This is a genomic window from Streptomyces sp. NPDC002896 (assembly GCF_040295225.1).
Taxonomy (GTDB): domain Bacteria; phylum Actinomycetota; class Actinomycetes; order Streptomycetales; family Streptomycetaceae; genus Streptomyces.
Genome location: NZ_JBEOVA010000016.1, coordinates 158,804 through 182,183, shown reverse-complemented (window position 1 = coordinate 182,183; position 23,380 = coordinate 158,804). Strand labels below are relative to the sequence as shown.

The 23,380-nt window shown below is 72.0% G+C and carries 19 protein-coding genes; 11 read left to right on the top strand and 8 right to left on the bottom strand.

Going from position 1 to position 23,380, the window contains the following annotated elements; genetic code table 11:
• Nucleotides 1–28 precede the first annotated feature (28 nt).
• From dnaG to ABT009_RS28235, 4 genes are all read right to left on the bottom strand, one after another.
• Nucleotides 29–1,939: a DNA primase gene (dnaG, locus tag ABT009_RS28250; protein ID WP_351300717.1), complete on the bottom strand. Its 1,911-nt coding sequence runs from the start codon at nt 1,937–1,939 to the stop codon at nt 29–31.
• 81 nt (nt 1,940–2,020) lie between these two features.
• Entirely contained in the window at nt 2,021–3,283 is a 1,263-nt protein-coding gene (locus ABT009_RS28245; RefSeq protein WP_351300714.1) for an NAD(P)/FAD-dependent oxidoreductase, read from the bottom strand.
• Between the two features lie 308 nt (nt 3,284–3,591).
• A complete protein-coding gene (locus tag ABT009_RS28240; protein WP_351300712.1) occupies nt 3,592–4,887 on the bottom strand; it encodes a deoxyguanosinetriphosphate triphosphohydrolase in 1,296 nt (431 codons plus the stop codon).
• 90 nt (nt 4,888–4,977) lie between these two features.
• Complete coding sequence (locus tag ABT009_RS28235) at nt 4,978–5,901, bottom strand: sirohydrochlorin chelatase (protein ID WP_351300709.1); 924 nt, start codon at nt 5,899–5,901, stop codon at nt 4,978–4,980.
• Between the two features lie 203 nt (nt 5,902–6,104).
• Here ABT009_RS28235 and ABT009_RS28230 point away from each other — a divergent pair, with 203 nt between their 5' ends.
• Nucleotides 6,105–6,854: a SanA/YdcF family protein gene (locus ABT009_RS28230; protein ID WP_502989972.1), complete on the top strand. Its 750-nt coding sequence runs from the start codon at nt 6,105–6,107 to the stop codon at nt 6,852–6,854.
• A 241-nt stretch (nt 6,855–7,095) separates the two neighbouring features.
• Nucleotides 7,096–9,366, top strand: a complete 2,271-nt coding sequence (locus tag ABT009_RS28225) for a molybdopterin oxidoreductase family protein (RefSeq protein ID WP_351300706.1) — start codon at nt 7,096–7,098, stop codon at nt 9,364–9,366.
• A gap of 99 nt (nt 9,367–9,465) precedes the next feature.
• On the opposite strand, the gene ABT009_RS28220 is transcribed toward ABT009_RS28225, so the two are convergent.
• Nucleotides 9,466–9,873, bottom strand: a complete 408-nt coding sequence (locus tag ABT009_RS28220; protein ID WP_351300803.1) for a gamma-glutamylcyclotransferase family protein — start codon at nt 9,871–9,873, stop codon at nt 9,466–9,468.
• The gene (gene cutA, locus ABT009_RS28215) at nt 9,873–10,235 is read right to left on the bottom strand and encodes a divalent-cation tolerance protein CutA (RefSeq protein ID WP_351300801.1); all 363 of its coding nucleotides are present in this window, start codon (nt 10,233–10,235) and stop codon (nt 9,873–9,875) included. The genes ABT009_RS28220 and cutA overlap by 1 nt, the downstream gene beginning before the upstream one ends.
• A gap of 324 nt (nt 10,236–10,559) precedes the next feature.
• Here cutA and ABT009_RS28210 point away from each other — a divergent pair, with 324 nt between their 5' ends.
• The 4 genes from ABT009_RS28210 (at nt 10,560) to ABT009_RS28195 (ending at nt 14,865) form a co-directional block, all read left to right on the top strand.
• Entirely contained in the window at nt 10,560–12,251 is a 1,692-nt protein-coding gene (locus tag ABT009_RS28210; RefSeq protein ID WP_351300703.1) for a M4 family metallopeptidase, read from the top strand.
• A gap of 84 nt (nt 12,252–12,335) precedes the next feature.
• A complete protein-coding gene (locus ABT009_RS28205) occupies nt 12,336–13,148 on the top strand; it encodes an aminotransferase class IV family protein (protein WP_351300700.1) in 813 nt (270 codons plus the stop codon).
• A 255-nt stretch (nt 13,149–13,403) separates the two neighbouring features.
• The gene (locus ABT009_RS28200) at nt 13,404–13,922 is read left to right on the top strand and encodes a GVDTG sorting domain-containing protein (protein ID WP_351300698.1); all 519 of its coding nucleotides are present in this window, start codon (nt 13,404–13,406) and stop codon (nt 13,920–13,922) included.
• A 238-nt stretch (nt 13,923–14,160) separates the two neighbouring features.
• Nucleotides 14,161–14,865, top strand: coding sequence for a class F sortase (locus ABT009_RS28195; RefSeq protein ID WP_351300695.1), 705 nt, complete (start codon nt 14,161–14,163; stop codon nt 14,863–14,865).
• Between the two features lie 73 nt (nt 14,866–14,938).
• Here ABT009_RS28195 and ABT009_RS28190 read toward each other — a convergent pair whose 3' ends face one another.
• On the bottom strand, nt 14,939–15,721 hold the full coding sequence (locus ABT009_RS28190; protein WP_351300692.1) for a sulfite exporter TauE/SafE family protein: 783 nt from the start codon (nt 15,719–15,721) through the stop codon (nt 14,939–14,941).
• Between the two features lie 253 nt (nt 15,722–15,974).
• Between ABT009_RS28190 and ABT009_RS28185 the strand changes: the two genes are divergently transcribed.
• Genes ABT009_RS28185 through nirD form a run of 3 tightly spaced genes read left to right on the top strand, consistent with a single transcriptional unit; the run spans nt 15,975 to nt 20,153 of the window.
• Nucleotides 15,975–17,195 (top strand): NAD(P)/FAD-dependent oxidoreductase, encoded by a 1,221-nt coding sequence (locus ABT009_RS28185; RefSeq protein ID WP_351300689.1) that lies wholly within the window; start codon nt 15,975–15,977, stop codon nt 17,193–17,195.
• Between the two features lies 1 nt (nt 17,196).
• On the top strand, nt 17,197–19,788 hold the full coding sequence (gene nirB / locus ABT009_RS28180) for a nitrite reductase large subunit NirB (RefSeq protein WP_351300686.1): 2,592 nt from the start codon (nt 17,197–17,199) through the stop codon (nt 19,786–19,788).
• Nucleotides 19,785–20,153 carry a nitrite reductase small subunit NirD gene (nirD, locus tag ABT009_RS28175; protein WP_351300683.1) on the top strand — a complete coding sequence of 123 codons (369 nt, stop codon included), beginning with the start codon at nt 19,785–19,787 and terminating at the stop codon, nt 20,151–20,153. The genes nirB and nirD overlap by 4 nt, the downstream gene beginning before the upstream one ends.
• 99 nt (nt 20,154–20,252) lie before the next feature.
• Here nirD and ABT009_RS28170 read toward each other — a convergent pair whose 3' ends face one another.
• The gene (locus tag ABT009_RS28170) at nt 20,253–21,185 is read right to left on the bottom strand and encodes an oxidoreductase (protein ID WP_351300680.1); all 933 of its coding nucleotides are present in this window, start codon (nt 21,183–21,185) and stop codon (nt 20,253–20,255) included.
• A gap of 215 nt (nt 21,186–21,400) precedes the next feature.
• Between ABT009_RS28170 and ABT009_RS28165 the strand changes: the two genes are divergently transcribed.
• Together ABT009_RS28165 and ABT009_RS28160 are read left to right on the top strand one after the other, a co-directional pair.
• Nucleotides 21,401–22,561 (top strand): PhoX family protein, encoded by a 1,161-nt coding sequence (locus tag ABT009_RS28165; protein ID WP_351300678.1) that lies wholly within the window; start codon nt 21,401–21,403, stop codon nt 22,559–22,561.
• Nucleotides 22,562–22,655: 94 nt separating this feature from the next.
• Nucleotides 22,656–23,258 (top strand): nucleotidyltransferase family protein, encoded by a 603-nt coding sequence (locus tag ABT009_RS28160; protein WP_351300675.1) that lies wholly within the window; start codon nt 22,656–22,658, stop codon nt 23,256–23,258.
• The last annotated feature ends 122 nt before the right edge of the window (nt 23,259–23,380 follow it).

The window sequence follows — 23,380 nt, the reverse complement described above, 5'->3', positions numbered from 1 at the left end:
GGCGGGCTGACATCGCCCCCGGTCCCGGTCAGAGCGCGTCCGCGCCACGCTCCCGCAGCGCCTGCCCGTACTGCTGCAGCACCCACAACTCGTTCTGCACGGCGGCCAGATGGGCCGGGTCGGCGTGCGGGCCGAGGCGGGTGAGGGTGCCCTGGATCTCGCGGATGCGGCGGTCCACGGCGCGCAGGCGGACCTGGACGAGCTGGATGCCCGCATAGATCTCGTCGACGGTCTTGCGCAGGATCGGCTCTACCGCGAGCTCGGTGACCATGGCGCGCACCACGTCGTCGGGCGCGGCCTCGCGTACGCGGGCGAGGTACGCGGAGGCGTCGTGGGCGCCGAGCTCGGCGCCGCCCGCCACCTCGATGGTCTGCCGGACGGCAGCGTACGGCGGGGCGGTGAACTCGTCGACTCCGTACGCGTCGAAGGCCGGGGAGACCAACTGCGGGTACTGCAGGGCGAGTTTGAGCAGTTCGCGTTCGGTGCGGTGGGCCGGGCTGCGCAGGTTCAGGGCGGGGCCCGACGGCGCGCGCACCGGAGCGTACGACTGCGGGGCCCGCTGCTGTGCCGCCGCTGATTCCGTCGCCGGGCCGCGGCCGCCGCGGTCCCGGGCCCAGCGCGCCAGCTGCGCGACCCGCCGCACCACGAACTGGATGTCCAGGATGCCGAGCATGCCGGCGAGCTGCACCGCGACCTCGTGCTGCGTGGCGGTGTTCTTGATACGGGCGACGATGGGCGCCGCCTCGTCCAGCGCTGCCGCACGTCCGGCCGGCGTCTCCAGGTCGTAGCGGTTCACGATCTGGCGCAGGGCGAACTCGAACAGCGGGGTGCGCGGTTCGACCAGGTCGGCGACCGCTTCGTCGCCCTTGGCGAGCCGCAGATCGCAGGGGTCCATGCCGTCCGGGGCGATGGCGATGTACGTCTCGGCGGCGAACTTCTGGTCGTCCTCAAAGGCGCGCAGGGCCGCCTTCTGGCCCGCCGCGTCGCCGTCGAAGGTGAAGATCACGCGTGCGCTGCCGTTGTCCATCAGCAGCCTGCGCAGGATCTTGATGTGCTCGCCGCCGAAGGCCGTGCCGCAGGTCGCGATAGCAATGGTGACGCCTGCGAGGTGGCAGGCCATGACGTCTGTGTAGCCCTCGACCACGACCGCGCGGCTGGCCTTGGCGATGTCCTTCTTGGCGAGGTCGATGCCGTAGAGGACCTGGGACTTCTTGTAGATCGCCGTCTCGGGGGTGTTCAGGTACTTGGGGCCGGTGTCCGCCTCGTACAGCTTGCGGGCGCCGAAGCCCACCACCTCGCCGCCGATGTCGCGGATCGGCCACATCAGGCGGCCGCGGAAGCGGTCGATGGGGCCGCGGCGGCCCTCCTGGGAGAGGCCGGAGAGGAGCAGCTCCTTGTCGGTGAAGCCCTTGCCGCGGAGGTAGCGGGTGAGGTGGTCCCAGCCCTGGGGGCTGTAGCCGACGCCGAAGTGGGCCGCGGCGGCCTGGTCGAAGCCGCGCTCGGCGAGGAACTTGCGGCCGGTCTCGGCCTCCGGGCTGGTGTCGAGCTGCTCGACGTACCACTGGGCGGCGATCTTGTGGGCCTCGACCAGGCGGATGCGCTCGCCCCGCTGGTGGGCGGGGTTGTACCCGCCCTCCTCGTACCGCAGCGTGATGCCCGCCTGTGCGGCGAGCCGCTCGACCGCCTCCGAGAAGGAGAGGTGGTCGATCTTCATCACGAACGTGATGGTGTCGCCGCCCTCCTGGCAGCCGAAGCAGTGGAACAGCCCCTTGCTGGGGCTGACCTGGAAGGAGGGGGACTTCTCGTCGTGGAAGGGGCAGAGGCCCTTGAGGTTGCCGCCGCCCGCGTTGCGCAGCTGGAGGTACTCGGACACCACGGCGTCGATCGGGACCGCGTCCCGTACAGCCTTCACGTCCTCGTCATTGATCCTGCCTGCCACGCAGGAATTCTACGGGGACGGGCCGACAGCCATGAGACGACGGCCTCCTCCCGGTGGTGAGCGCGGCGAGGGCCCGGCAGCTCAGCCGGCGAGGCCCTCCAGCGGCACGGACGGGTCGGACAAGGCCTCGGGGCCGACCTGCGCGCGGGACCGGATCAGCCGCTGGATCGGCTCCGTGACATCCCACACATTCACGTTCATCCCGGCCAGCACCCGCCCGTCCGCGAGCCAGAACGCGATGAACTGCCGCTTGCCGACATCACCCCGGATCACGACCTCGTCGTACGTCCCCGGCGGCGCCCAGCCCGAGTACTCCATGCCCACGTCGTACTGGTCGGAGAAGAAGTACGGCACGCGGTCGTACGTCACCTCTTGACCGAGCATGGCGCGGGCCGCGGCCGGGCCGCCGTTCAGCGCGTTCGCCCAGTGCTCGACGCGAATCGGGAAGCCGAGCAGCGGATGGAGGGTGGAGGCCACGTCTCCGGCGGCGTAGATGTCCGGGTCGGAGGTGCGCAGCGACGCGTCCACGGCGATGCCGCCGCCGTGCGCCCGGTCGGCGATGGTGAGGCCCGCGGCCTCGGCGAGTGCGATGCGCGGGGCGGCGCCGATCGCGGCGAGCACGTCGTGCGCGGGGTGCTCCTCGCCGTCGTCGGTGCGGGCGGCGAGCACGACGCCGTCCTGGCCGGCGATCTCGGTGAGCCGACGGCCGAAGTGGAAGCGCACGCCGTGTTCGCGGTGCAGATCGGCGAAGAGCTGGCCGAGCTCGGGGCCGAGGACGGAGTGCAGCGGTGTCGGCAGCGGTTCGACGACGGTGACCTCGGCGCCGTACTCGCGCGCGGCCGCCGCGACCTCCAGGCCGATCCAGCCCGCGCCCGCGATCACGAGGTGGCCGTTGTCGCGGCCGAGCGAGGTGAGGACGCCGCGCAGCCGCTCGGCGTGCGCGAGCCGCCGCAGATGGTGCACCCCCGCCAGGTCCGTGCCGGGGACGTCCAGGCGGCGCGGCTCGGCGCCGGTCACGAGCAGCAGCTTGTCGTACTCGATGAGGGCGCCGTCACCGAGGCGCACCGCCTTGGCGTAGCGGTCGATGGACACCACGACCTGTCCGAGGTGCAGCTCGATTTCGGCCTGCGTGTACCAGGCCGGTTCGTGCACGAAGACGCTGTCGCGCTCCTCCTTGCCGAGGAGATAGCCCTTCGAAAGGGGCGGGCGCTCGTACGGGTGTTCGCGTTCGTCGCAGATAAGGATCACCCGTCCGGTGAAACCCTCCGCACGGAGCGTCTCGGCCGCCTTCGCACCGGCCAGCCCTCCCCCGACGATGACGAACGTCTGATCAGCGTCGACCACTTGATGCCTCCTCGTCGGGATCCGGCGACATCGGCGGAGACCGCTGATGTCGGAGCCCGGAACAACACGGTGCCGCCACTTGAGCGTCCCGCACGGAGCGTGAGGGGGGAAGAGGGAGTGGCCCGATCAGGCCACGCTGGGTCACGTCCGTGTGGCTCAGGCCCTGCCGTAAGGCGGCTCGGCTGCCTTCTGCCGCTGCATGGCCGTGAGCCGGACGACGAAAACGGCGCCCGCGGAAGAGCGTGCGCTGGGGGAAGATATGCCAGCCGTGACCTGCTCGTCCAAGAGGAATCCGAGGGCCGGAAGGCTCAGGGACGGGGCGCTGTGAGCCTGTCGTGCAGGGAGCGGGCCGAGGCGTCGGTCAGGGAGGCGATCTGGTCGACGATGACGCGCTCGCGCGTGCGGTCGTCGTCCGCCGCGTCGAAGAGCGCGCGGAACTGCGGGTCAAGGCCTTCGGGCGCCCGTACGGTGAGCGCCTCGGCCAGCTCGGCGACGACGATCCGCTGGTCGGCGCGGAGCCGTTCCTGTTCGGCGCGCTGCATGACGTAGCGGTCGGCGACGGCCTTGAGAACGGCGCACTCGTGGCGGGTCTCGCGGGGTACGACCAGCTCGGCCGCGTACCGCGTGAGCCGCCCTGAGCCCCATCTCGCGCGCGTGGCGCCCTCGGCGGCCAGGCAGAACCGCCCGATGAGCTGGCTCGTGGCGTCCTTGAGCCGGGCCTGGGCGACGGCCGAGCCGTCATAGCCGTGCGGCCACCACTCCTGGTCGAGGAGGCGGTCGAGGGCTTCTGCGAGCTCCTCGGGGTCCGTGTCGGCGGGCACGTACCGCCCGATGGCCACCGCGAAGATCTCCCTGCGCTCCGGATCGGCGTGCAGGCAGTTGGGGTCGATGTGCCCGGCGTGCAGGCCGTCCTCGACGTCGTGCACCGAGTACGCCACGTCGTCCGCCCAGTCCATGACCTGGGCCTCGAAGCAGGCGCGGGTGGCCGGGGCGCCTTTGCGGATCCAGTCGAAGACGGGACGGTCGTCCTCGTAGACCCCGAACTTGGGCGACGCGGGGTCGGCGGGATGGGCGCCACGCGGCCACGGGTACTTGGTCGCGGCGTCGAGCGCCGCGCGCGTGAGGTTGAGCCCGACGGGGACGAGCTCGCCGCTCTCCTCGTCCTGCACGAAGCGCTTGGGCTCGATACGGGTGAGCAGCCGCAGCGACTGGGCGTTGCCCTCGAAGCCGCCGCAACTCTGGGCGACCTCGTTGAGCGCCTGCTCGCCGTTGTGCCCGAAGGGCGGGTGGCCGAGGTCGTGGGAGAGGCACGCGGTCTCCACCAGATCCGGGTCGCAGCCCAGCGCGGCCCCCAGCTCACGGCCGACCTGGGCGCACTCGAGCGAGTGCGTCAGCCGTGTACGCGCGCTGGGGTCCCACGCCTGACTGCGCGTCCCGGGGGTCACGACCTGCGTCTTTCCGGCGAGGCGGCGCAGCGCGGCGGAGTGCAGCACCCGCGCGCGGTCGCGCTGGAACGCCGTACGCCCCGGCCTCTTGTCGGCCTCGACGGCCCACCGCTCGACGGCCGCCTCGTCGTAGTACGCGTTCAGCTCCGTGCCTTCCATGCACCGACAGTAGACGCAGGTGGCGACAGAGGCGGTAACAGAGAGAGCACGGACAGTGAGCTGCTTGGGATCCGGGGGGTTCAGGCGGGTTCAGGCCGTGGCGAGGTGCAGGGACGCGGTGGCGGCGGCCGACACGCGGGCCTCGTCGTAGCGGTGCAGGACGAGGCGGGCCATCGCGGCGTGCGCCCCCATCGGTTCGGCGGCGATCCAGGGTGCGGCCTCGGCGCACTCCGAGGCGAAACGTCCCGGCGCAGTGAAGTACGAGGCGACGGCCACGCGGTGGCGGCCGCGGGCCGCCAGGGCGCGCACCGCGTCGGGCACGGTGGGGGCGGCCGCGGAGGCGTACGCGGGGACGACCGGCACTCCGAGGCGCTCGGCGAGCAGCTCGGCGGTGCGCTTGGTGTCGGTGGCGGAGTCGGGGTCGCGGGATCCGGCCGCCGCCAGCACGACGGCGTGGCTGCGCCGGTCGGCCGCGCTGAGCCGGGTCCGCCATCCGGCCTCGACGAGCCGCGCGTACAGGGCCTCGACGAGGAGCGGGTGCGGGCCGAGCGGCGCCGCGATGCGTATGTCCAGGTGGGACGCACCGGCGGCGGCCTCGGGAATGTCCTGCTTGATGTGGTAGCCGCGGCTGAGCAGCAGCGGTACGAGGACGGCTCGGCCGGGCCGGAGAGCGGCGAGCGTGTCGGGGAGCAGCGGCTCGTTCAGCTCGATGTGGCCGAGTCGGACGGAGAGACCGGGGCGCAGCTCGCTCACGCGCTCGGCGAGGGTCTCGACCGTGCTCAGCGCTCTCGGGTCGCGGCTGCCGTGCGCCACGAGGACGAGGGCGGGCGACTCGGGGCGGCGACGCCTTCCGTCGAGCGCGACGAGGCTGAGCTGGCTGCCGAGCTGGCTGGTGATCCGGTTCATGAGTTGCGCCGTACTGTCGAGGTGGCCGTCGGTGCGCGCCGTGCCGGGCGGCAGGCTGCTGCCCGAGGGCTGGGTGGACTCGTCGCGAGGAGGGTTCGACGCCGTCATGAACCGATCGTGGCTGCGGCAGGTTGCCGCATCATTGCGCGACGGTGACAGCTCTTTTCCTCTGGGCTCACGCGGCGGGGAACGCCACTGTCAGCCGGGCCGCAACCCGGGGCCGTCCGGCGGCGTGATTGTCGGTGGGTTCGCCTACGGTTGATCACAGCTGGCCCGGAGCCGGGCGAGCACGGGGACACGGGGGGATTTGGATGCTACGGCAAGGCCGGCTGCGGAGGCTGGGCCAGGCGGTCCGTCTGCGTATCGGGCGGCCGCAGAGACCGGCGTGGCCGCCGTCCTGGTTCCGCCTGCCGCGGACGCGCTCGGGGCAGCGCCGGGCGGTGCAGGCGCTGATGCTGGCCTGTGTGCTGGCGCTGCTGCCCGCCACCTGGCTGTTCGTGTCGGCGGACAGCCGGCTGCGGACGACGGCGGACGTACCGCGGACCCCGGTGGCCGTGGTCTTCGGCGCCGGCCTGTGGAACGGCGAGCCGTCGCCGTACCTCGCCCACCGCCTGGACGCGGCGGCCGAACTGTACCGCGCGGGCCGGATCCAGGTGGTGCTGGTCACAGGCGACAACAGCCGCGAGGAGTACGACGAACCGGACGCCATGCGCGCCCATCTGACGGCTCACGGCGTCCCGGACGGGCGGATCGTGAGCGACTACGCGGGCTTCGACACATGGGACTCGTGTGTGCGGGCCAAGAAGATCTTCGGCGTGGACCGGGCGGTGCTGATCAGCCAGGGCTTCCACATACGCAGGGCGGTCGCGCTGTGCCGGGCAGCGGGGGTCACGTCGTACGGCGTCGGGGTCGACGACCGGCACGATGTCACGTGGTACTACGGGGCGGCTCGGGAGGTGTTCGCGGCCGGGAAGGCGGCGGTGGACGCCGCGCTCCGGCCGGATCCGCGGTTCCTGGGGCCCCGGGAACCGGGGGTTACGGACGCGCTGGCGTCCGGCTGAACGACGTCTATGGGTGCGCCCACCGCACGGCGCGGCCCCGACCCGGCCACCGGCAGGTGGCGCACCAACCGACGACGACCCGCAGACGCCGACGGCGCACGCCATGCCATGGGTAGTGCGCGGCACGGTCACGGAGTGCAACGGCACCTCACGTCGCCGCCCACCCGACCGGGAGGTCCCCGTACCTGCCGTGTAACGGGCCACACCGCGGCACGTAACACGCCCGACGCATGCTGGCAGCATGCACTCTGCCCCAGCGACGCCGACCCCGACGCCGGCCCCCGCGCCGACCCTGACGCCGACGCACTGCCCGTACTGCTCCCTGCAGTGCGGCATGAACCTGTCGGCGAACGAGGGCGGCGGCGTGGAGGTGGTGGAGCGCACCGAGTTCCCCGTCAACCGGGGAGCGCTGTGCGGCAAGGGCCGCACAGCGCCCGCACTGCTCTCCTCCCGAGTGCGCCTGACAGAGCCGCTGGTCCGCCGCCCTGCCACCGGCGAGCTCGAACCGGCCACCTGGGAGGAGGCCCTCGACCGTATCGCCGAGGGGCTGACCCGCACGCGCACGGAGCATGGCCCGGACGCGTGCGGGGTCTTCGGCGGCGGGGGCCTGACGAACGAGAAGGCGTACGCGCTCGGGAAGTTCGCGCGGGTCGTGCTCGGCACGTCGCAGATCGACTACAACGGCCGGTTCTGCATGTCGTCCGCGGCGGCCGCGCACAACAAGGCCTTCGGCCTGGACCGCGGCCTGCCGTTCCCGCTCGAGGACATCCCGCGGGCCGGCTGCGTGATCCTGGTCGGTTCGAACCTCGCGGAGACGATGCCGCCGGCGCTGCGCTTCCTGACGGAGCTCAAGGAGAACGGCGGCAAGCTGATCGTCATCGATCCGCGCCGTACGCGCACCGCCGAGCAGGCCGATCTGTATCTGGCCCCGCGCCCGGGGACGGACCTGGCACTGGCGCTGGGGATGCTGCACCTGGTGGTGGCGGAGGGCCGGACGGACGAGGAGTTCATCCGCGACCGTACGACCGGCTGGGAGGACGCGCGGGCGGCGGCGATGGCGCACTGGCCGGAGTTCGTGGAGCGGATCACGGGGGTGTCCGTTCCCGAACTCCGCGAGGCCGTACGGATGTTCTGCGACGCCGAGTCGTCGATGGTGCTCACCGCCCGCGGACCCGAGCAGCAGTCGAAGGGCACCGACACGGTGGGCGCGTGGATCAACCTGTGCCTCGCGACGGGCCGCGCGGGCCGCCCGCTGTCCGGCTACGGCTGCCTGACGGGCCAGGGCAACGGCCAGGGCGGCCGCGAACACGGCCAGAAGGCCGACCAGTTGCCGGGCTACCGCAAGCTGGACGACCCCGAGGCGCGTCGCCATGTCGCGGAGGTGTGGGGCGTCGACCCGGACAGCCTGCCGGGCCCTGGCCGCAGCGCGTACGAGCTGCTCGACGCACTGGGCCACGACGTGCGGTCGCTGCTGCTGATGGGCTCCAACCCCGTGGTGTCGGCCCCGCGCGCCGCGCACATCGAGGAGCGGCTGCGCTCCCTTGACTTCCTCGCCGTCGCGGACGTGGTCCTGTCGGAGACGGCCGCGCTGGCGGACGTCGTGCTGCCGGTGACGCAGTGGGCCGAGGAGACGGGCACGATGACGAACCTGGAAGGGCGGGTCCTGCTGCGCCGCCAGGCGCTGACACCGCCGCCCGGTATCCGCTCCGACCTCGTCGTACTGAACGAACTGGCCTCACGGCTGGGCGTGGAGAAGGGCTTCCCGACGGACCCGGAGGAGGTCTTCGAGGAACTGCGCCGGGCGTCGGCGGGCGGTCCCGCCGACTACTCGGGCATCGACTACGGCCGGCTGGCGCGGGAGCAGGGCGTGTTCTGGCCCTGCCCGGCGACCGAGGGGCCGCAGGAGGACGGGCCGCTGGAGGACAGCGAGGACGCCGCGTGCGACGTGCTGCCGGACGACCCGGCGGGGGATGCCGGGAGCGCGCGGGATACCGGGACTTCGGGGGACGCCGGGAGTACGCGGGGCGCAGCCGAGCACCCCGGGACCCCGCGCCTCTTCCTGGAGCGTTTCGCGACCCCGGACGGGCGGGCCCGGTTCGTGCCGGTCACGCACCGGCCGCTCGCGGAGGAGCCGGACGCCGAGTACCCGGTGCTGCTGACGACCGGGCGGGTCGTCTCGCAGTACCAGTCGGGCGCTCAGACGCGGCGCGTCGACGAGCTCAACTCGGCCGCGCCCGGGCCCTTCGTGGAGATGCATCCGCGGCTGGCCGAACGGCTCGGGGCCGCGGAGGGGGACGCCGTGGCCGTGGTGTCCCGGCGCGGGAAGGCCGTCGCGCCTGCGCGCATCACCACCGGCATCCGGCCCGACACCGTCTTCATGCCCTTCCACTGGGCGGGTGAGGGGCGGGCCAACACCCTTACGAATCCGGCGCTTGATCCGACGTCGCGCATGCCGGAGTTCAAGGCGTGCGCGGTACGCCTCGAACTCGCGCCCGCCCCGACACCGGCCTAGCGGCCGACGCCGGCCCGCCGCCGCTGTGGGCAGTCGTGCCGCTAGAGGGCTGCACGGGTGGGCACAGCGGTGTGGGTGCGGCGCGGCGGCGCGGGTGGCTCAGGACGCCCTCCAGTCGCCGCCGTCGATCGGCTTGCCGTTCGCGCGTAGGTCCGTTGCGATCGCCGGCGCTGCCACGTACACCCAGGCCCGCACCACCCTGCCGTCGCCGCACGTCACGGGCCGGGCCACGCGCTCGTAGAGGTTGGCGGGGTCGCCCGGGGCGTACCCCTCCAACCGGTCGAGCCTGGCGAGCAGTCGGACGTACTCGTCGGGCGCGGCGGTCACCAGTTCCCCGCGCACGACGCCCTCGTCCTCCTCGACGGCGTACGGGAAGCCCGGCCCCTCGTACAGCACCGCTCCCGCGAGCCGGGCCGGTTCCTCGGTGACCGTGCGTCCCCTCAGGAACACGTCGTGATTGCATTCGCCGGGGCGCAGCGTCCCGTAGACGAAGAACGGCAGCTGCATCACGCGCCGCTCTTCCCGGTCTTCCCGGTCTCCCCGTCTTCGCGGGTCTCTCGGGTCACCCACTCCAGATAGGCAGCGCTCCCCCGCACCACCGGCGTGGCGATGATCTCCGGCACGTCGTAGTCGTGGGCCTCGATGAGCCAGGACGCCAGCGCCTCGTACCGGTCGGCCGTCGTTTTGAACAGGACCTGCCACTCGTTCGCGGTCTCGACGGTGCCCTCCCAGCGGTAGACGGAGGTGACGGGCGCCGGGATCTGGGCGCAGGCCGCGAGCCTCGCCTCCACCGCTCCGCGGGCGAGCCGCCGCGCCTTCGCCTCGTCGTCCGTGGTGGTCAGCACGGTCAGCCACTCGGCCGTGGTCATGTACGGGTTCCCTTCCAACGGCAGATCCGGTCCGACGGGACCGCGGGTCCGGTCCACGCAACCGATTGTCGCCCCCCATCGCCGTCGCCTGCGCACCCTCCCCACCTGCACCTCTCCCCCACCCCCGCACCACAGCTCCACGACAGCGGCACAGGACCGCTATGGACATGACATGTCATGAGCCCGTAAACCTGAGCGAACGTCAGTGCGCTTCCCAGGCCACCCATCCGGGCTCACCCCCAAGCGCCCTCACCCCCAACCGTCCCAGCCCCCCACCGTCCCCAGCCACCAGGCCCATCCGCCAGGCCCCAGCCGAGGAGACCGATGAGACGACCGACGACTGCGACGCGTTCGACCCCGCCGGCCCCGAAGACCCCGCCGGCCCCCACGACCTCGCATCGCAGCGCCGCAGGCATCGCCGTGGCGGCCACCGCCCTCCTGGCCGGTGCCCTCACCCCCACCGCGGCCGCCGCCGACCAGCCGCTGCCAGGCCGGGCCGACGCGATCCGCCACGCGCAGACCGCGATCGCCTCGCTCGCCGGGCAACTCGGCATCACCGACGCGCAGTCCACCGCGGTGCGAGACGTCGTCGTCGACGCGGACGGCAGCCAGCACGTCCGCTACGACCGTACGTACCGTCAACTGCCTCTGCTCGGCGGCGACTTCGTCGTCCACCTGGCCCCGGACGGCAGCTACCGCAGTGCCGACCGGGCCGTGCTCGGCGATCTCGCCGTGCCGACCGTCAAGCCCTCGCTCTCCGCGCCGAAGGCCGCGAACCTGGCCACGGCGGCTCTGCGCGCGGCGAACCTCGGCGAGACGCTGCGCAAGGTCGTCGCCACGCCGCAACTGGTCGTCGACGCACTGCACGGCGAGCCCACGCTCGCCTGGCGCACCCAGGCCACCGGCCAGGACTCGCTCGGCAACCCGGTAGCACGCGTCATCCTCACCGACGCCCGCACCGGCCGGCAGATCGACGCCTGGGACAGCATCGAGACAGCGACCGGCGACGGCCAGTCCCTCTACAGCGGTACGGTGCCGCTGCAGACGACCCTGTCCGGCTCGACGTACCAGCTCAAGGACGCCACGCGCGGCAGCACGTACACCGGCGATGCGCAGAACAAGACGGACACCTGTCTCCTCACCATCTGCCTGGAACGCGCGCCCGCGGTGCTCTTCACGGACGCCGACAACCACTGGGGAACCGGGGCCGCTTCGGACCGTGCGACCGCGGCGGTCGACGCGCAGTACGGCACGGACACCACCTGGGACTACTACAAGAACGTGCACGGGCGCAACGGCATCGCCGGCGACGGCAAGGGGTCGTACAACCGTGTGCACTACGGGACCGACTACAACAACGCCTTCTGGGACGACACCTGCTTCTGCATGACGTACGGCGACGGCGACGGGACGACGTTCGGGCCGCTCGTGTCCCTGGACGTGGCCGGGCACGAGATGTCGCACGGCGTCACGTCCAAGACCGCGGGCCTCACGTACTCCCGTGAGCCCGGGGGCCTGAACGAGGCGACGTCCGACATCTTCGGCACGCTGGTGGAGTTCTACGCGGCCAACGCCTCCGACCCCGGCGACTGGCTGATCGGCGAGAAGATCGTGAAGCCGGGCTTCGGCAAGTCGGCGCTGCGCTATATGGACCAGCCGTCCAAGGACGGCAAGTCCGCGGACTGCTGGAGCTCGTCGGTCGCCGGTCTCGACGTGCACTACTCGTCGGGCGTCGCGAACCACTTCGCGTATCTGCTGGCCGAGGGCAGCGGCCCGAAGACGATCGGTGGGGTGCTGCACAACGGCACCACGTGCAACGGCGCGGCGGTGAACGGCATCGGCAGGGACAAGCTCGGGAAGATCTGGTACCGGGCGCTGACGGTCTACATGACGTCGTCGACGAACTACGCGGGCGCCCGCACGGCGACGCTGAATGCGGCGAAGGACCTGTACGGGGCGGGGAGCGCGGAGTACGCCGCGGTGGGCGCGGCGTGGTCGGCGGTGTCGGTGGGCTGACCGATCCGGCGGGGGACGGCCTGCGCGCCCGGGCCGTCCCCCCGCCCCATACCGTGCGGCGCATGCGCCTCGTACCGTGACGTCATGACGACCTCACCGGAGCTCCGGACGCAACCGGAACCGCCCCTCGTCCAGCGCATCGAGATCGACGGGCACCCCGCCACCGCAGAGCAGCTGCTGTGGCCGGCCCTCGTCAACGACGGGCACTTCACCGCGATGCAGGTCAGGGGCGGCCGGGTGCGCGGGCTCGGGGTGCATCTGGCGCGGCTGGACTCGGCGACCCGCGAGCTGTTCGGCCGCGAGCTGGACGGCGGGCGGGTGCGCGAGCTGGTCCGGCACGCGCTCGGGGACGACATCGCGGACGCCTCCGTACGGGTCTATGTGCACGCGCCGGGCGGCGAGCCGCGGATCATGGTCACGGTCCGGCCGCCCGCCGAGATGCCGGCGGCCGCGCAGTCGCTGATGTCCGTGCCGTATCTGCGGCCCGTGCCGCACATCAAGCATCTCGGCGGCTTCGGCCAGATCCACTACGGGCGGCTGGCCCGCCGGGCCGGCTTCGACGACGCGCTGCTGACCGGCACCGACGGCACGGTCAGCGAGGGTGCCGTCGCGAACATCGTCTTCTACGACGGTACGGACGTCGTACTGCCCGACGCGCCCTGCCTGGCGGGCACCACGCTGCAGCTGCTCGAGCCGCGGCTGGGCGACGCCGGACTCCGCTCCCGGCGCGCTCCCGTGCGCCTCGCCGACCTGGCCTCGTACGCCTCCGCCTTCGTGATGAACTCGCAGGGCATCGCTCCCGTGCGGCGGATCGACGACACGGACTTCACGGTCGACGAGAAGCTGATGGGCGCATTGGCGGACCTGTACGCCTCCGTGCCGTGGGAGGCGCTCTGACGCGCCGGGCGGCGCGGCCGAGTCACCCGTTCACAGCCTCGCCGCGCCCTTTGGGGTTTCTTTTCGCCGACACGCCGGTGACCTGCTGGAACGTTCGCGCTCGAGTGTCCGGAAAGGGCCCGCCCCCGGATTTCTGATGGCTCATCAGCAGGCGGGTGCCGCCGAGTGCCACTTACCTCGGAAGGGCAGGGACGCGACCGACTCGGCGGCACATGGGGATGCCGCGGGCCGCGCCCTCTCGGAGGTGCAAGCACCATGCGCAGACGCCGCCTGCTGACCGGTACCGTGCTCGCCGCCGCCGTGGCGGGCCTGTCGGCCGCCCCTGCCTACGCGGGCGACGCAAACGCCCTGGACCTGTATCCCTCCACCACGGCACCGGGCGCCACGGTGTCGGTGAACACCAAGGCGTGCGGCGCCGGCGAAACCGCGACGGGGGACGCGAGCGCGGTGGGCGCGGGCATGTTCACGCTGGCGCCGAGCGCGCACGAGGGTGAGGCGATCGGCCAGTTCAAGGTGCCGCCGTCCGCGCAGCCGGGCACGTACGAGATCGTCGCGAAGTGTTTCCGCGGAGACAAGCAGGTGGCGGGCGATCTGAAGGTCATCCTGGCCGTCGCCGGGGAGCAGCTGCAGCCGAAAGGACGTGTGGAAACGGGGGTCGGCGGCGCGCTCGGCCCCGACCCCGTGAAGACCGCGGCGGGTGTGGCGGCGCTGGCCGTGGCCGCCGCGGGCGGTACCTGGCTCCTGCATCGCCGGGCGAGAGGCGACAGGATCTGACGGACGCCCTCCGCTGTCCACCGGTACCGCTTCCCCTCCCCCTCCGGGCCCGTAGCCCCTCGCGGCGCCCGGAGGGGGACGCGGAAACCCCGCATCCGGACGGCCGCCGACCGCCGGGCAGCCGGCGCGACAGGCGGCCGGCGCAAGCCACGACCGGCCATCACCAGCGACAACCGGCCACCACCAGCGACCATCAGCCACCGGATCAGCCACCCGGACGAGCCACCCGGAGGTGCCCATGCGCAGGATCAGCGGGGCAAGGCCGGCCAGGGCCGGCAAGGCGCGGCCGGCACACGGCGCTCGCCGCCGAAGGGTCGCCGACGCCGCGATAGCCACCGTCACCGCCGTCGCCCTCTGCTCCGGCATATGGCTGGTGCGCGACGGCACCGAGGGCCACCTGCCGCCGCAGCCGTCCGCCGCGCAGGCCGACGACGCCGCGTCGGCCGGGCCCGGCACCGGCGGCGAAGCGCCCGCGGCGCCCCCGCTGCCGCCCTCGCCGCCCGACCGCATACGCATACCCGCGATACGTGTGAACGCGCCCCTCATAGGCCTCGGCCTGACGTCCTCGGGTAGCCTCGAGGCCCCGCCGCCCGAGCAGAAGAACGTCGCCGGGTGGTACGAGGCCGGGACGAAGCCCGGCGAGACCGGAACCGCCGTCGTGGCCGGACACGTCGACGACGCCGAGGGCCCCGCCGTCTTCTACAACCTCGGCGCGCTGAAGAAGGGCAACACCATCGAGATGGACCGGCGGGACGGATCTGTCGCCGTCTTCACGGTAGACGCCATCGATGTGTTCGACAGCCGGAACTTCCCGGACGAGAAGGTCTACGGCGCCGCCCGCCGCCCCGAGCTACGGGTGATCACCTGCGGCGGCGGCTATTCGAAGAAGACGGGCTACCAGGGCAACGTCGTGGTCTTCGCGCACCTGACCGGAAGCCACTAGACACAGACGGATACCCACCGGATAGACACAGACGGATACCCACCGGACGCGGGCAGACGCCGGTGGACGGGCCTCACGCCACCCACTGCTCGTACGCCAGGTTCGCGACCAGCGCGAGGACCACCGTCAGCAGCACGACGCGGACGAAGCCGCTGCCCTTCTTCAGCGCCGTGTGCGCGCCGAGGGTGCCGCCCGCCAGGTTGAACACCGCCAGCAGCGCCGCCAGTTGCCACAGCACCGTGCCCTGCCAGGCGAATATCGCGAGCGCTCCGGCGTTGGTGCAGCAGTTGACGATCTTGGCGGTGGCCGAGGCCGTCACCAGGTCCAGGTGGAGCACGGCGGTGAGCGTGAGCACGAGGAACGTGCCGGTCCCGGGGCCGATCAGCCCGTCGTAGAAGCCGATGCCCAGACCGGCCAGGCCGATGGCGGCGAGGATGCGGCGGCGGGACGCAGGGCCGGTCGCGGGTGCGGTGCCGAACGCGGGCTTGAGGATCACGAAGGCCGCGACGCACAGCAGCACGACCATGATCACCGGTTTCAGCACCTCCGTGCTCATCCCGGCCGCGAAGAACGCGCCGCCCATCGACCCGGCCATGGCGGCGAGACCGATACGGACCGCCGTCCACACGTCCACGGGCGCTTTGCGCACATACGTCACCGCCGCGCCCGTGGTGCCGACGATCGCGGCCGCCTTGCTCGTGCCGAGGGCGTACGCTGCCGGAGTGCTGCCCGGCAGACCGAGCAGCAGGGCGGGAAGCAGCAGCAGTCCGCCGCCGCCCACCACGGCGTCGACCCATCCGGCCGCGCCCGCGGCGAGGCAGAGCACGAGCACGGTCATCAGGGATATGTCAGGCATGATCGCGACCCTATGAACGCGATACATGCGCCGTCCATGGAATACGGCGAGTCTTGAGGCCCATCTGAGGTTGGACGACCGGAAACGGCCCCGACCAGGACAGACGGGCCTGGGGAGCAAGCCCCAGGCACCCCCACAACGGACCCCCTCACCCAAACCCTCACACCCGCCCCCGGCCACTGCTGAGCGCAGCGTTCCTCTCGGGAAACAGAGGGGATGCCGACGGGTAACACCCACGACGCACGCTCAAGTCATGACCTCGAAAACGCGTGTGGTGGTGATCGGCGCCGGCCCCGCGGGCGCACGGCTCGCCCAGCGGCTGGGCCCCGACGCCCTGCTCATCGGCGAGGAGGAGCACGCGCCGTACAACCGCCTGCTGCTCGCCGACGTGCTGGCGGGCAAGTACGCGCCCGAGATCATCGCGCTGCCCGCTCCGACGAGCCCCCAGCTCCGTGCCCGCGTCGTCCGCGTGGACCGCGAGGACCGGCTGGTGCACTGCGACGACGGCAGCGTGATCGCATACGAGACGCTGGTCCTGGCGACCGGCTCCAACCCGGTGCTGCCCGCGCTGCGCGGCCTGTTCGAGCCGGGCGCCCGCGACCTCCCCAAGGGCGTGCACGCCTTCCGCACGATGGACGACTGCCTGGCGCTCTCCTCGGCGGTACGTGAAGGGACACGCGCCGTCGTGATCGGCGGCGGCCTCCTCGGCGTCTCCGCGGCCCGGGCGCTCGCCGAGCGCGGCGCCCAGGTGGTCATGGCCCAGCAGGGCGAGCGCCTGATGGAGCGCCAGCTGGACGCGAAGGCTTCGGAACTGGTGCACCGCCACCTGACCGGCATGGGCGTGGAGATCCACACGGAGAACCGGGTCCGCGGCATCCACTGCGCCGACGGCGCGGTGCACGCTGTGGAGCTCGCCGACCACTATCGGCTCGGGGCCGACCTGGTCGTCCTCGCCTGCGGTGTCCGCCCCCGCACCGGCCTCGCCGTCGCGGCGGGCCTCGAGGTGCGCAAGGGCATCGTCGTCGACGACGAGCTGCGCACCTCCGACCCGCACATCAGGGCCATCGGCGACTGCGCCGAGCACGACGGTCACGTATACGGCCTGGCCGCACCGGCCCTCGACCAGGCCGACATCCTCGCGGCGCTCCTCACCTCGGACGCCGCACCGCGCTACACCGGCACCCGCGCCCTGACCCGGCTCACCCTCGCCGAACAGGGCACAGGCCCACTGGACGTCGCCGCCTTCGGGGAGACCGAAGCACTGCCCGGCGACGACGTCGTGCAGCTCACCGACGCCACCCGCCGCACGTACCGCAAGGTCGTCGTCCGCGGGAACCGGCTGGTCGGCGGGCTGCTCCTCGGCGAGCTCCGCAGTGTCGGGGCGCTCGCCCGGGCGTGGGAGAGCGACGAACCGCTCACGGAGTCCCCGTCGGCTCCGCTGCTCCACCTGCTCACCAACGATGGAGGCTTCTGAGATGTCCACGTCCACCCCCACGATCGTGGTCGTCGGCCACGGGATGGTCGGCCAGCGGTTCCTGGAGGCCCTCGCGGACAAGGGAGTCACCGAGCGGTCCCGCGTCGTCGTGCTCTGCGAGGAGCCGCGCCCCGCGTACGACCGAGTCCAGCTCACCTCGTACTTCTCCGGCCGCACGCCCGAGGAGCTCTCGCTCACGCCGGCCGGCTTCATGGAGGAGCACGGCATCGAGCTGCGCGTCGGCGACCCGGCCGAGCACATCGACCGGGACAGCCGGACCGTGACGGCCCACTCCGGGTTCACCGTCACCTACGACCACCTCGTGCTCGCGACCGGCTCGTACCCGTTCGTGCCGCCGGTGCCCGGCAAGGACGCCGCGGGCTGCTTCGTGTACCGCACGATCGAGGACCTGTTCGCGATCGAGGAGTACGCGAAGAACCACGCCACGACCGGCGCGGTCGTCGGCGGCGGTCTGCTGGGCCTGGAGGCCGCGGGCGCGCTGAAGGGCCTCGGGCTCGACACGCACATCGTGGAGTTCGCACCGCGCCTGATGCCGGTGCAGGTCGACGACGCGGGCGGCGCGGCGCTGCTGCGCACCATCACGGACATGGGCCTGACCGTGCACACCGGCACCGGCACCCAGGAAGTCGTCGCGAACGACTCCGGTGCGGTCACCGGGATGAAGCTGTCGGACGGCTCGGAGCTGGCCACCGACATGGTCGTGTTCTCCGCGGGCGTGCGCCCCCGCGACCAGCTCGCCCGCGACTGCGGCCTGACCGTGGGCGAGCGCGGCGGCATCACGGTGGACGAGCAGTGCCGCACCAGCGACGCGCAGGTGTTCGCGATCGGCGAGTGCGCGCAGGCCGTGGACGGCCGCGTGTACGGCCTCGTCGCGCCGGGCTACGAGATGGCAGAGACCGCGGCCGCCGCGATCGCGGGTGATTCTGCGGCGGCCGCTTTTACGGGTGCCGACATGTCGACGAAGCTGAAGCTCCTCGGCGTGGACGTGGCGTCCTTCGGCGATGCGCACGGCACGGCGGAGGGCTGCCTGGACGTCGTCTACTCGGACTCGCGTTCCGGCGTGTACAAGAAGCTGGTCATCGGCCAGGACGGGGAGCTGCTCGGCGGCATCCTCGTGGGTGACGCGGAGACGTACGGCACCCTTCGGCCGCTCACCGGTTCGATTCCGCCCGTCGCTCCCGAGCAGCTGGTCCTCCCGGCCGGCGCGGGCGGCCCGGTGCAGATCGGCCCGTCGGCGCTGCCGGACTCGGCCGTCATCTGCTCCTGCCACAACGTCACCAAGGGCACGATCCGCGGCGCCGTCACGGACCACCAGTGCACGACCGTGCCCGAGGTGAAGAAGTGCACCAAGGCCGGTACGGGCTGCGGCTCCTGCGTGAAGGTGCTGGGCCAGCTGGTCACGGCCGAGCTGGAGGCGTCCGGCGTCGAGGTCGACAAGGGCCTGTGCGGCTGCTTCGGCCAGACCCGCCAGGAGCTTTACGAGATCGTCCTCGCCCTGCGCATCACCTCGTACCAGGACCTCCTCGACCGCTACGGCCGGGAGGCGGCGCGCGGCGGCGACGGCTGCGAGATCTGCAAGCCGACGGTGGGCTCGATCATCGCCTCGCTCGCGCCGACGCTGGGCGCCAGCGGCTATGTCCTGGACGGCGAGCAGGCATCGCTGCAGGACACCAACGACCACTTCCTGGCGAACCTGCAGAAGAACGGCTCGTACTCGATCGTGCCGCGCATCCCCGGCGGTGAGATCACCCCGGAGAAGCTGATCGTGATCGGCGAGGTGGCCCGCGACTTCGGCCTCTACACGAAGATCACGGGTGGTCAGCGCATCGACATGTTCGGCGCGCGCGTCGAGCAGCTGCCGATGATCTGGGCGCGGCTGGTGGACGCCGGCTTCGAGTCGGGCCACGCGTACGGCAAGGCGCTGCGCACGGTGAAGTCCTGCGTGGGCCAGACCTGGTGCCGCTACGGCGTGCAGGACTCGGTCCGCATGGCCATCGACCTGGAGCTGCGCTACCGGGGCCTGCGCTCCCCGCACAAGCTGAAGTCGGCGGTCTCCGGCTGCCAGCGCGAGTGCGCGGAGGCCCAGTCCAAGGACTTCGGCGTGATCGCCACGGCCAACGGCTGGAACCTGTACGTGGCGGGCAACGGCGGCGCGACCCCGCGCCACGCGGACCTGCTCGCCCAGGACCTGTCCGACGCCGAGCTGATCCGACTGATCGACCGCTTCCTGATGTTCTACATCCGTACGGCCGACCGGTTGGAGCGCACCTCGACCTGGCTGGAGCGCATCGAGGGCGGCCTCGACCACGTGCGCGACGTAGTCGTCCACGACTCGCTGGGCATCTGCGACGAGCTGGAGAAGCTGATGGCCGACCACGTCGCGAACTACCGCGACGAGTGGGCCGAGACCATCAACGACCCCGAGAAACTGTCCCGCTTCGTCTCCTTCGTGAACGCGCCCGACACCCCGGACCCGACGGTCAGCTTCGTCCCGGAGCGCGACCAGATCAAGCCGGATCTGCCGCTGCTGTCCATCGGCACCCGACCCCTGGAAGGAACCGCCACCCGATGACGCTCGCCCCGGAAACCACGGATCTGAAGGTGCAGCTGCTACTCGACGGGACCGGTGACTGGTTCACGGTCTGCGATCTGACGCTGCTGACCCCCGGCCGCGGTGTCGCGGCCCTGCTGCCGGACGGCCGGCAGGCCGCGATCTTCCTCGACCGGACCGGCCGCCTGTACGCGATCGACAACCGTGACCCGTTCACGGGCGCCGCGGTCCTCTCGCGGGGCCTGCTCGGCTCGGCGCAGGGTCGCCCGTTCGTCGCCTCGCCGCTGCTCAAGCAGCGCTTCGACCTGGAGTCCGGGCGGTGCCTGGACGACGACGAGGTCGCGGTGACGGCGTACGAGGTGCGGAGCGCGGGCGTCGCGGTCTGAGCACGGACGATCGAGTGACGGCTCCGCGGTTCCTCCGCGGAGCCGTCACTGCGTTCCCTCGGGTGTCCGTCACTCCTTGAGCGTTCCGGCTGCAGGCCGTCACTCCTTCAGGGCGTCGTACGTGACGCCCGTCAGCCGCTCTGATGCGGCCCACAGCCGCTCGCCCGCCGTGTCGTTCAGCGTCCACGGGGCGCGCCACGACGGCGCGGGGGCTCCGCGCCAGCCCTGGAGGCGGGGGCCGGTGAAGGAGTCCGGGGCGACGCCGGGTGCCGTGGCCGCGTACAGCGTGGGCAGCGCGCCGGCCTCGGCCGACTGGGCGAAGACCCGGTTGCCGATGGCCACGAGACGCTCGACGGCCTTGCGGCCCTCCATTTTCGGGGCGCGGGTCTGCAGGTTCGTCGACGCGTAGCCGGGGTGCGCGGCGGCCGCGACGACGCCGGAGCCGGCGGTGGCGAGACGGCGTGCCAGCTCGTGGACGAACAGCAGGTTCGCGGTCTTGGAGCGGGCGTACGCGACCCAGCGCCGGTAGCCGCGCTCGCTGTTCAGGTCGTCGATGTCGATGTTGGCGAACGCGTGGGCGCCGCTGGAGACGGAGACGATCCGGGCCTCGGGCGCGGCCAGGAGCCGCGGCAGCAGCAGCCCGGTGAGCGCGAAGTGCCCGAGGTGGTTGACGCCGAACTGCGTCTCGAACCCGTCCGCCGTCCGGCCGTACGGCAGGGCCATCACGCCCGCGTTGTTGATGAGCAGATCGAGCCGCCCGTGGTCACGGTCGTAGCCGGAAGCGAACTCCCGTACGGAATCCAGCGAGCCGAGATCGAGCGGGACGAACTGCACGTCGGCGTCCCGGACTTCCGACCGGATCCGGTCCGACGCCTCGATGCCACGCGTCTCGCTTCGGCAGGCGAGCAGCACTCTGGCGCCGCGCCGGGCCAGTTCACGTGCCGTGACGTATCCGATGCCGCTGTTGGCGCCGGTGACCACGGCGACACGACCGCCCTGGTCGGGGATGTCGCCCGCGTTCCAGCCCGTCATGGCGAAAGCTCCCTCGTGATGACGTTGGTCACCTCACCGTACGACGGCCGGGCGATCCCTTCTCGGCCGTCCGACGCCAGAACAATGCCAAGACGCCGCCAAGACACCGTCATGAATTGGCCATGACCCGTCTACTCAGCGCGCCTAACGTCCATGACCGCTCGACCCCGGCGCCGACCGGTGCCCGGGGCCGTCACAGCACCCCTGGAGCGACAGTGGAACGTCGTACCTTCCTGCGCGGAGCAGTCATCGGCACCTCGGCCGCCGCCTTCGGCGGCACGCTCATGCACGGCGCCGCCTACGCGGCCCCCGCCCAGCCGGGCCCCGGCCCGTACGGGGCCCTCGGCGCCGCCGACGCCAACGGCATCCAGCTGCCCGCGGGCTTCACCAGCCGGGTGATCGCCCGGTCCGGCCAGCAGGTCGGCAGCACGTCGTACACCTGGCACAACGCCCCCGACGGCGGAGCCTGCTTCGCCGACGGCACCGGCTGGATCTACGTCTCCAACTCCGAGATCAACCCGAGCGGCGGCGCCAGTGCCGTCAGATTCAACTCGTCCGGCGCCATCACCGGCGCGTACCGCATCCTCTCGGGCACCCGGCAGAACTGCGCCGGCGGCAAGACGCCCTGGAACACGTGGCTGTCCTGCGAGGAGGTCAGCCTCGGCTACGTCTACGAGACGGACCCCTACGGCGTGAACGCCGCCACCCGCCGGGACGCCATGGGCAAGTTCAAGCACGAGGCGGCCGCCGCCGACCCGGTCCGCAAGGTGATCTACCTGACCGAGGACGAGTCGGACGGCTGCCTCTACCGCTTCGTCCCGTCCACCTGGGGCAACCTGTCCTCCGGCACGCTGCAGGTCCTCAAGGCGGGCACCGGCACCTCCGGCTCGTTCACCTGGGCGAACGTGCCCGACCCGGACGGCTCGCCCACCACGACCCGCAACCAGGTCTCCGGCGCGAAGCGGTTCAACGGCGGCGAGGGCTGCCACTACGCCAACGACACCGTCTGGTTCACCACCAAGGGCGACAACCGCGTCTGGCAGCTGAACCTCGCCAACAGCACCTTCGAGCTGGCCTACGACGACTCGCTGGTCTCGGGCGGCGGCGCGCCGCTGACGGGTGTCGACAACGTCACCGGCTCCTCCTCCGGCGACCTGTTCGTCGCCGAGGACGGCGGCAACATGGAGATCTGCATCATCACGCCCGACGACGTCGTGGCACCGTTCCTCCGCATCACCGGCCAGTCGGGCTCGGAGATCACCGGCCCGGCGTTCTCCCCCGACGGCACCCGCCTGTACTTCTCCTCGCAGCGCGGCACGACGGGCAGCTCGTCCGGCGGAATCACGTACGAGGTGACGGGGCCGTTCCGGTCCTGACCCCCTCCGGGGTGGGCGGCGCCCGTCCCGTACGGGCGCCGCCGCCCTTCGCTGTGTGCGGACGATTGTCGGCGGCCGGTGATAGGCATGGGCGATGACCGGCCGCCTGCCTCTCGACGAGCAACTCTCCGCATTCCAAGCGGCGCTGTCCCGCAACGACGTGTTGCTGGAGGTGCTGCACCGGACTGCGGCCATGCGCCTCCCGGGCTGGTATCTGACGGCCGGGTGCCTGTTCCAGACCGTGTGGAACGTCGTCACGGGGCAGCCGCCGACCGCCGGGATCAAGGATTACGACGTCTTCTACTTCGACGACGGCGACCTGTCCTGGAAAGCCGAGGACGCGGTGATCAGAACGGGACAAGAAGCCTTCGGTGATCTCCTGGCGCAGGTCGAGATCCGGAACGAAGCACGCGTCCACCTCTGGTACGAGCAGAAGTTCGGCGTACCCTGCGCCCCGCACACCTCCACGGAGTCGGCCATCGACTGCTTCGCCGCGACGACCTGCTGTCTCGGGGTCCGCCTGGAGCCCGACGGGCGGTGGCGCGTCTACGCGCCCCACGGTCTGGCCGACGTGTTCAACCTCGTCATCCGCCCGAATCCGGTGCTCGCCCCACGGGAGGTCTACGAGACCAAGGCCGCCCGCTGGAGGCAGCAGTGGCCCGGTCTCACGGTGCTGGACTGGCCGGGAGCGGTCTGAGTCCGAGCAGCACGGCCCGACGCACACAAAGGGGCGGCACCCCCGCACAGGGTGCCGCCCCTCCTGGTGAACCGGAGCCTTCGTGAGTCGGTGAGGGTCGGGGACCGACGGTGGCTCCGGGG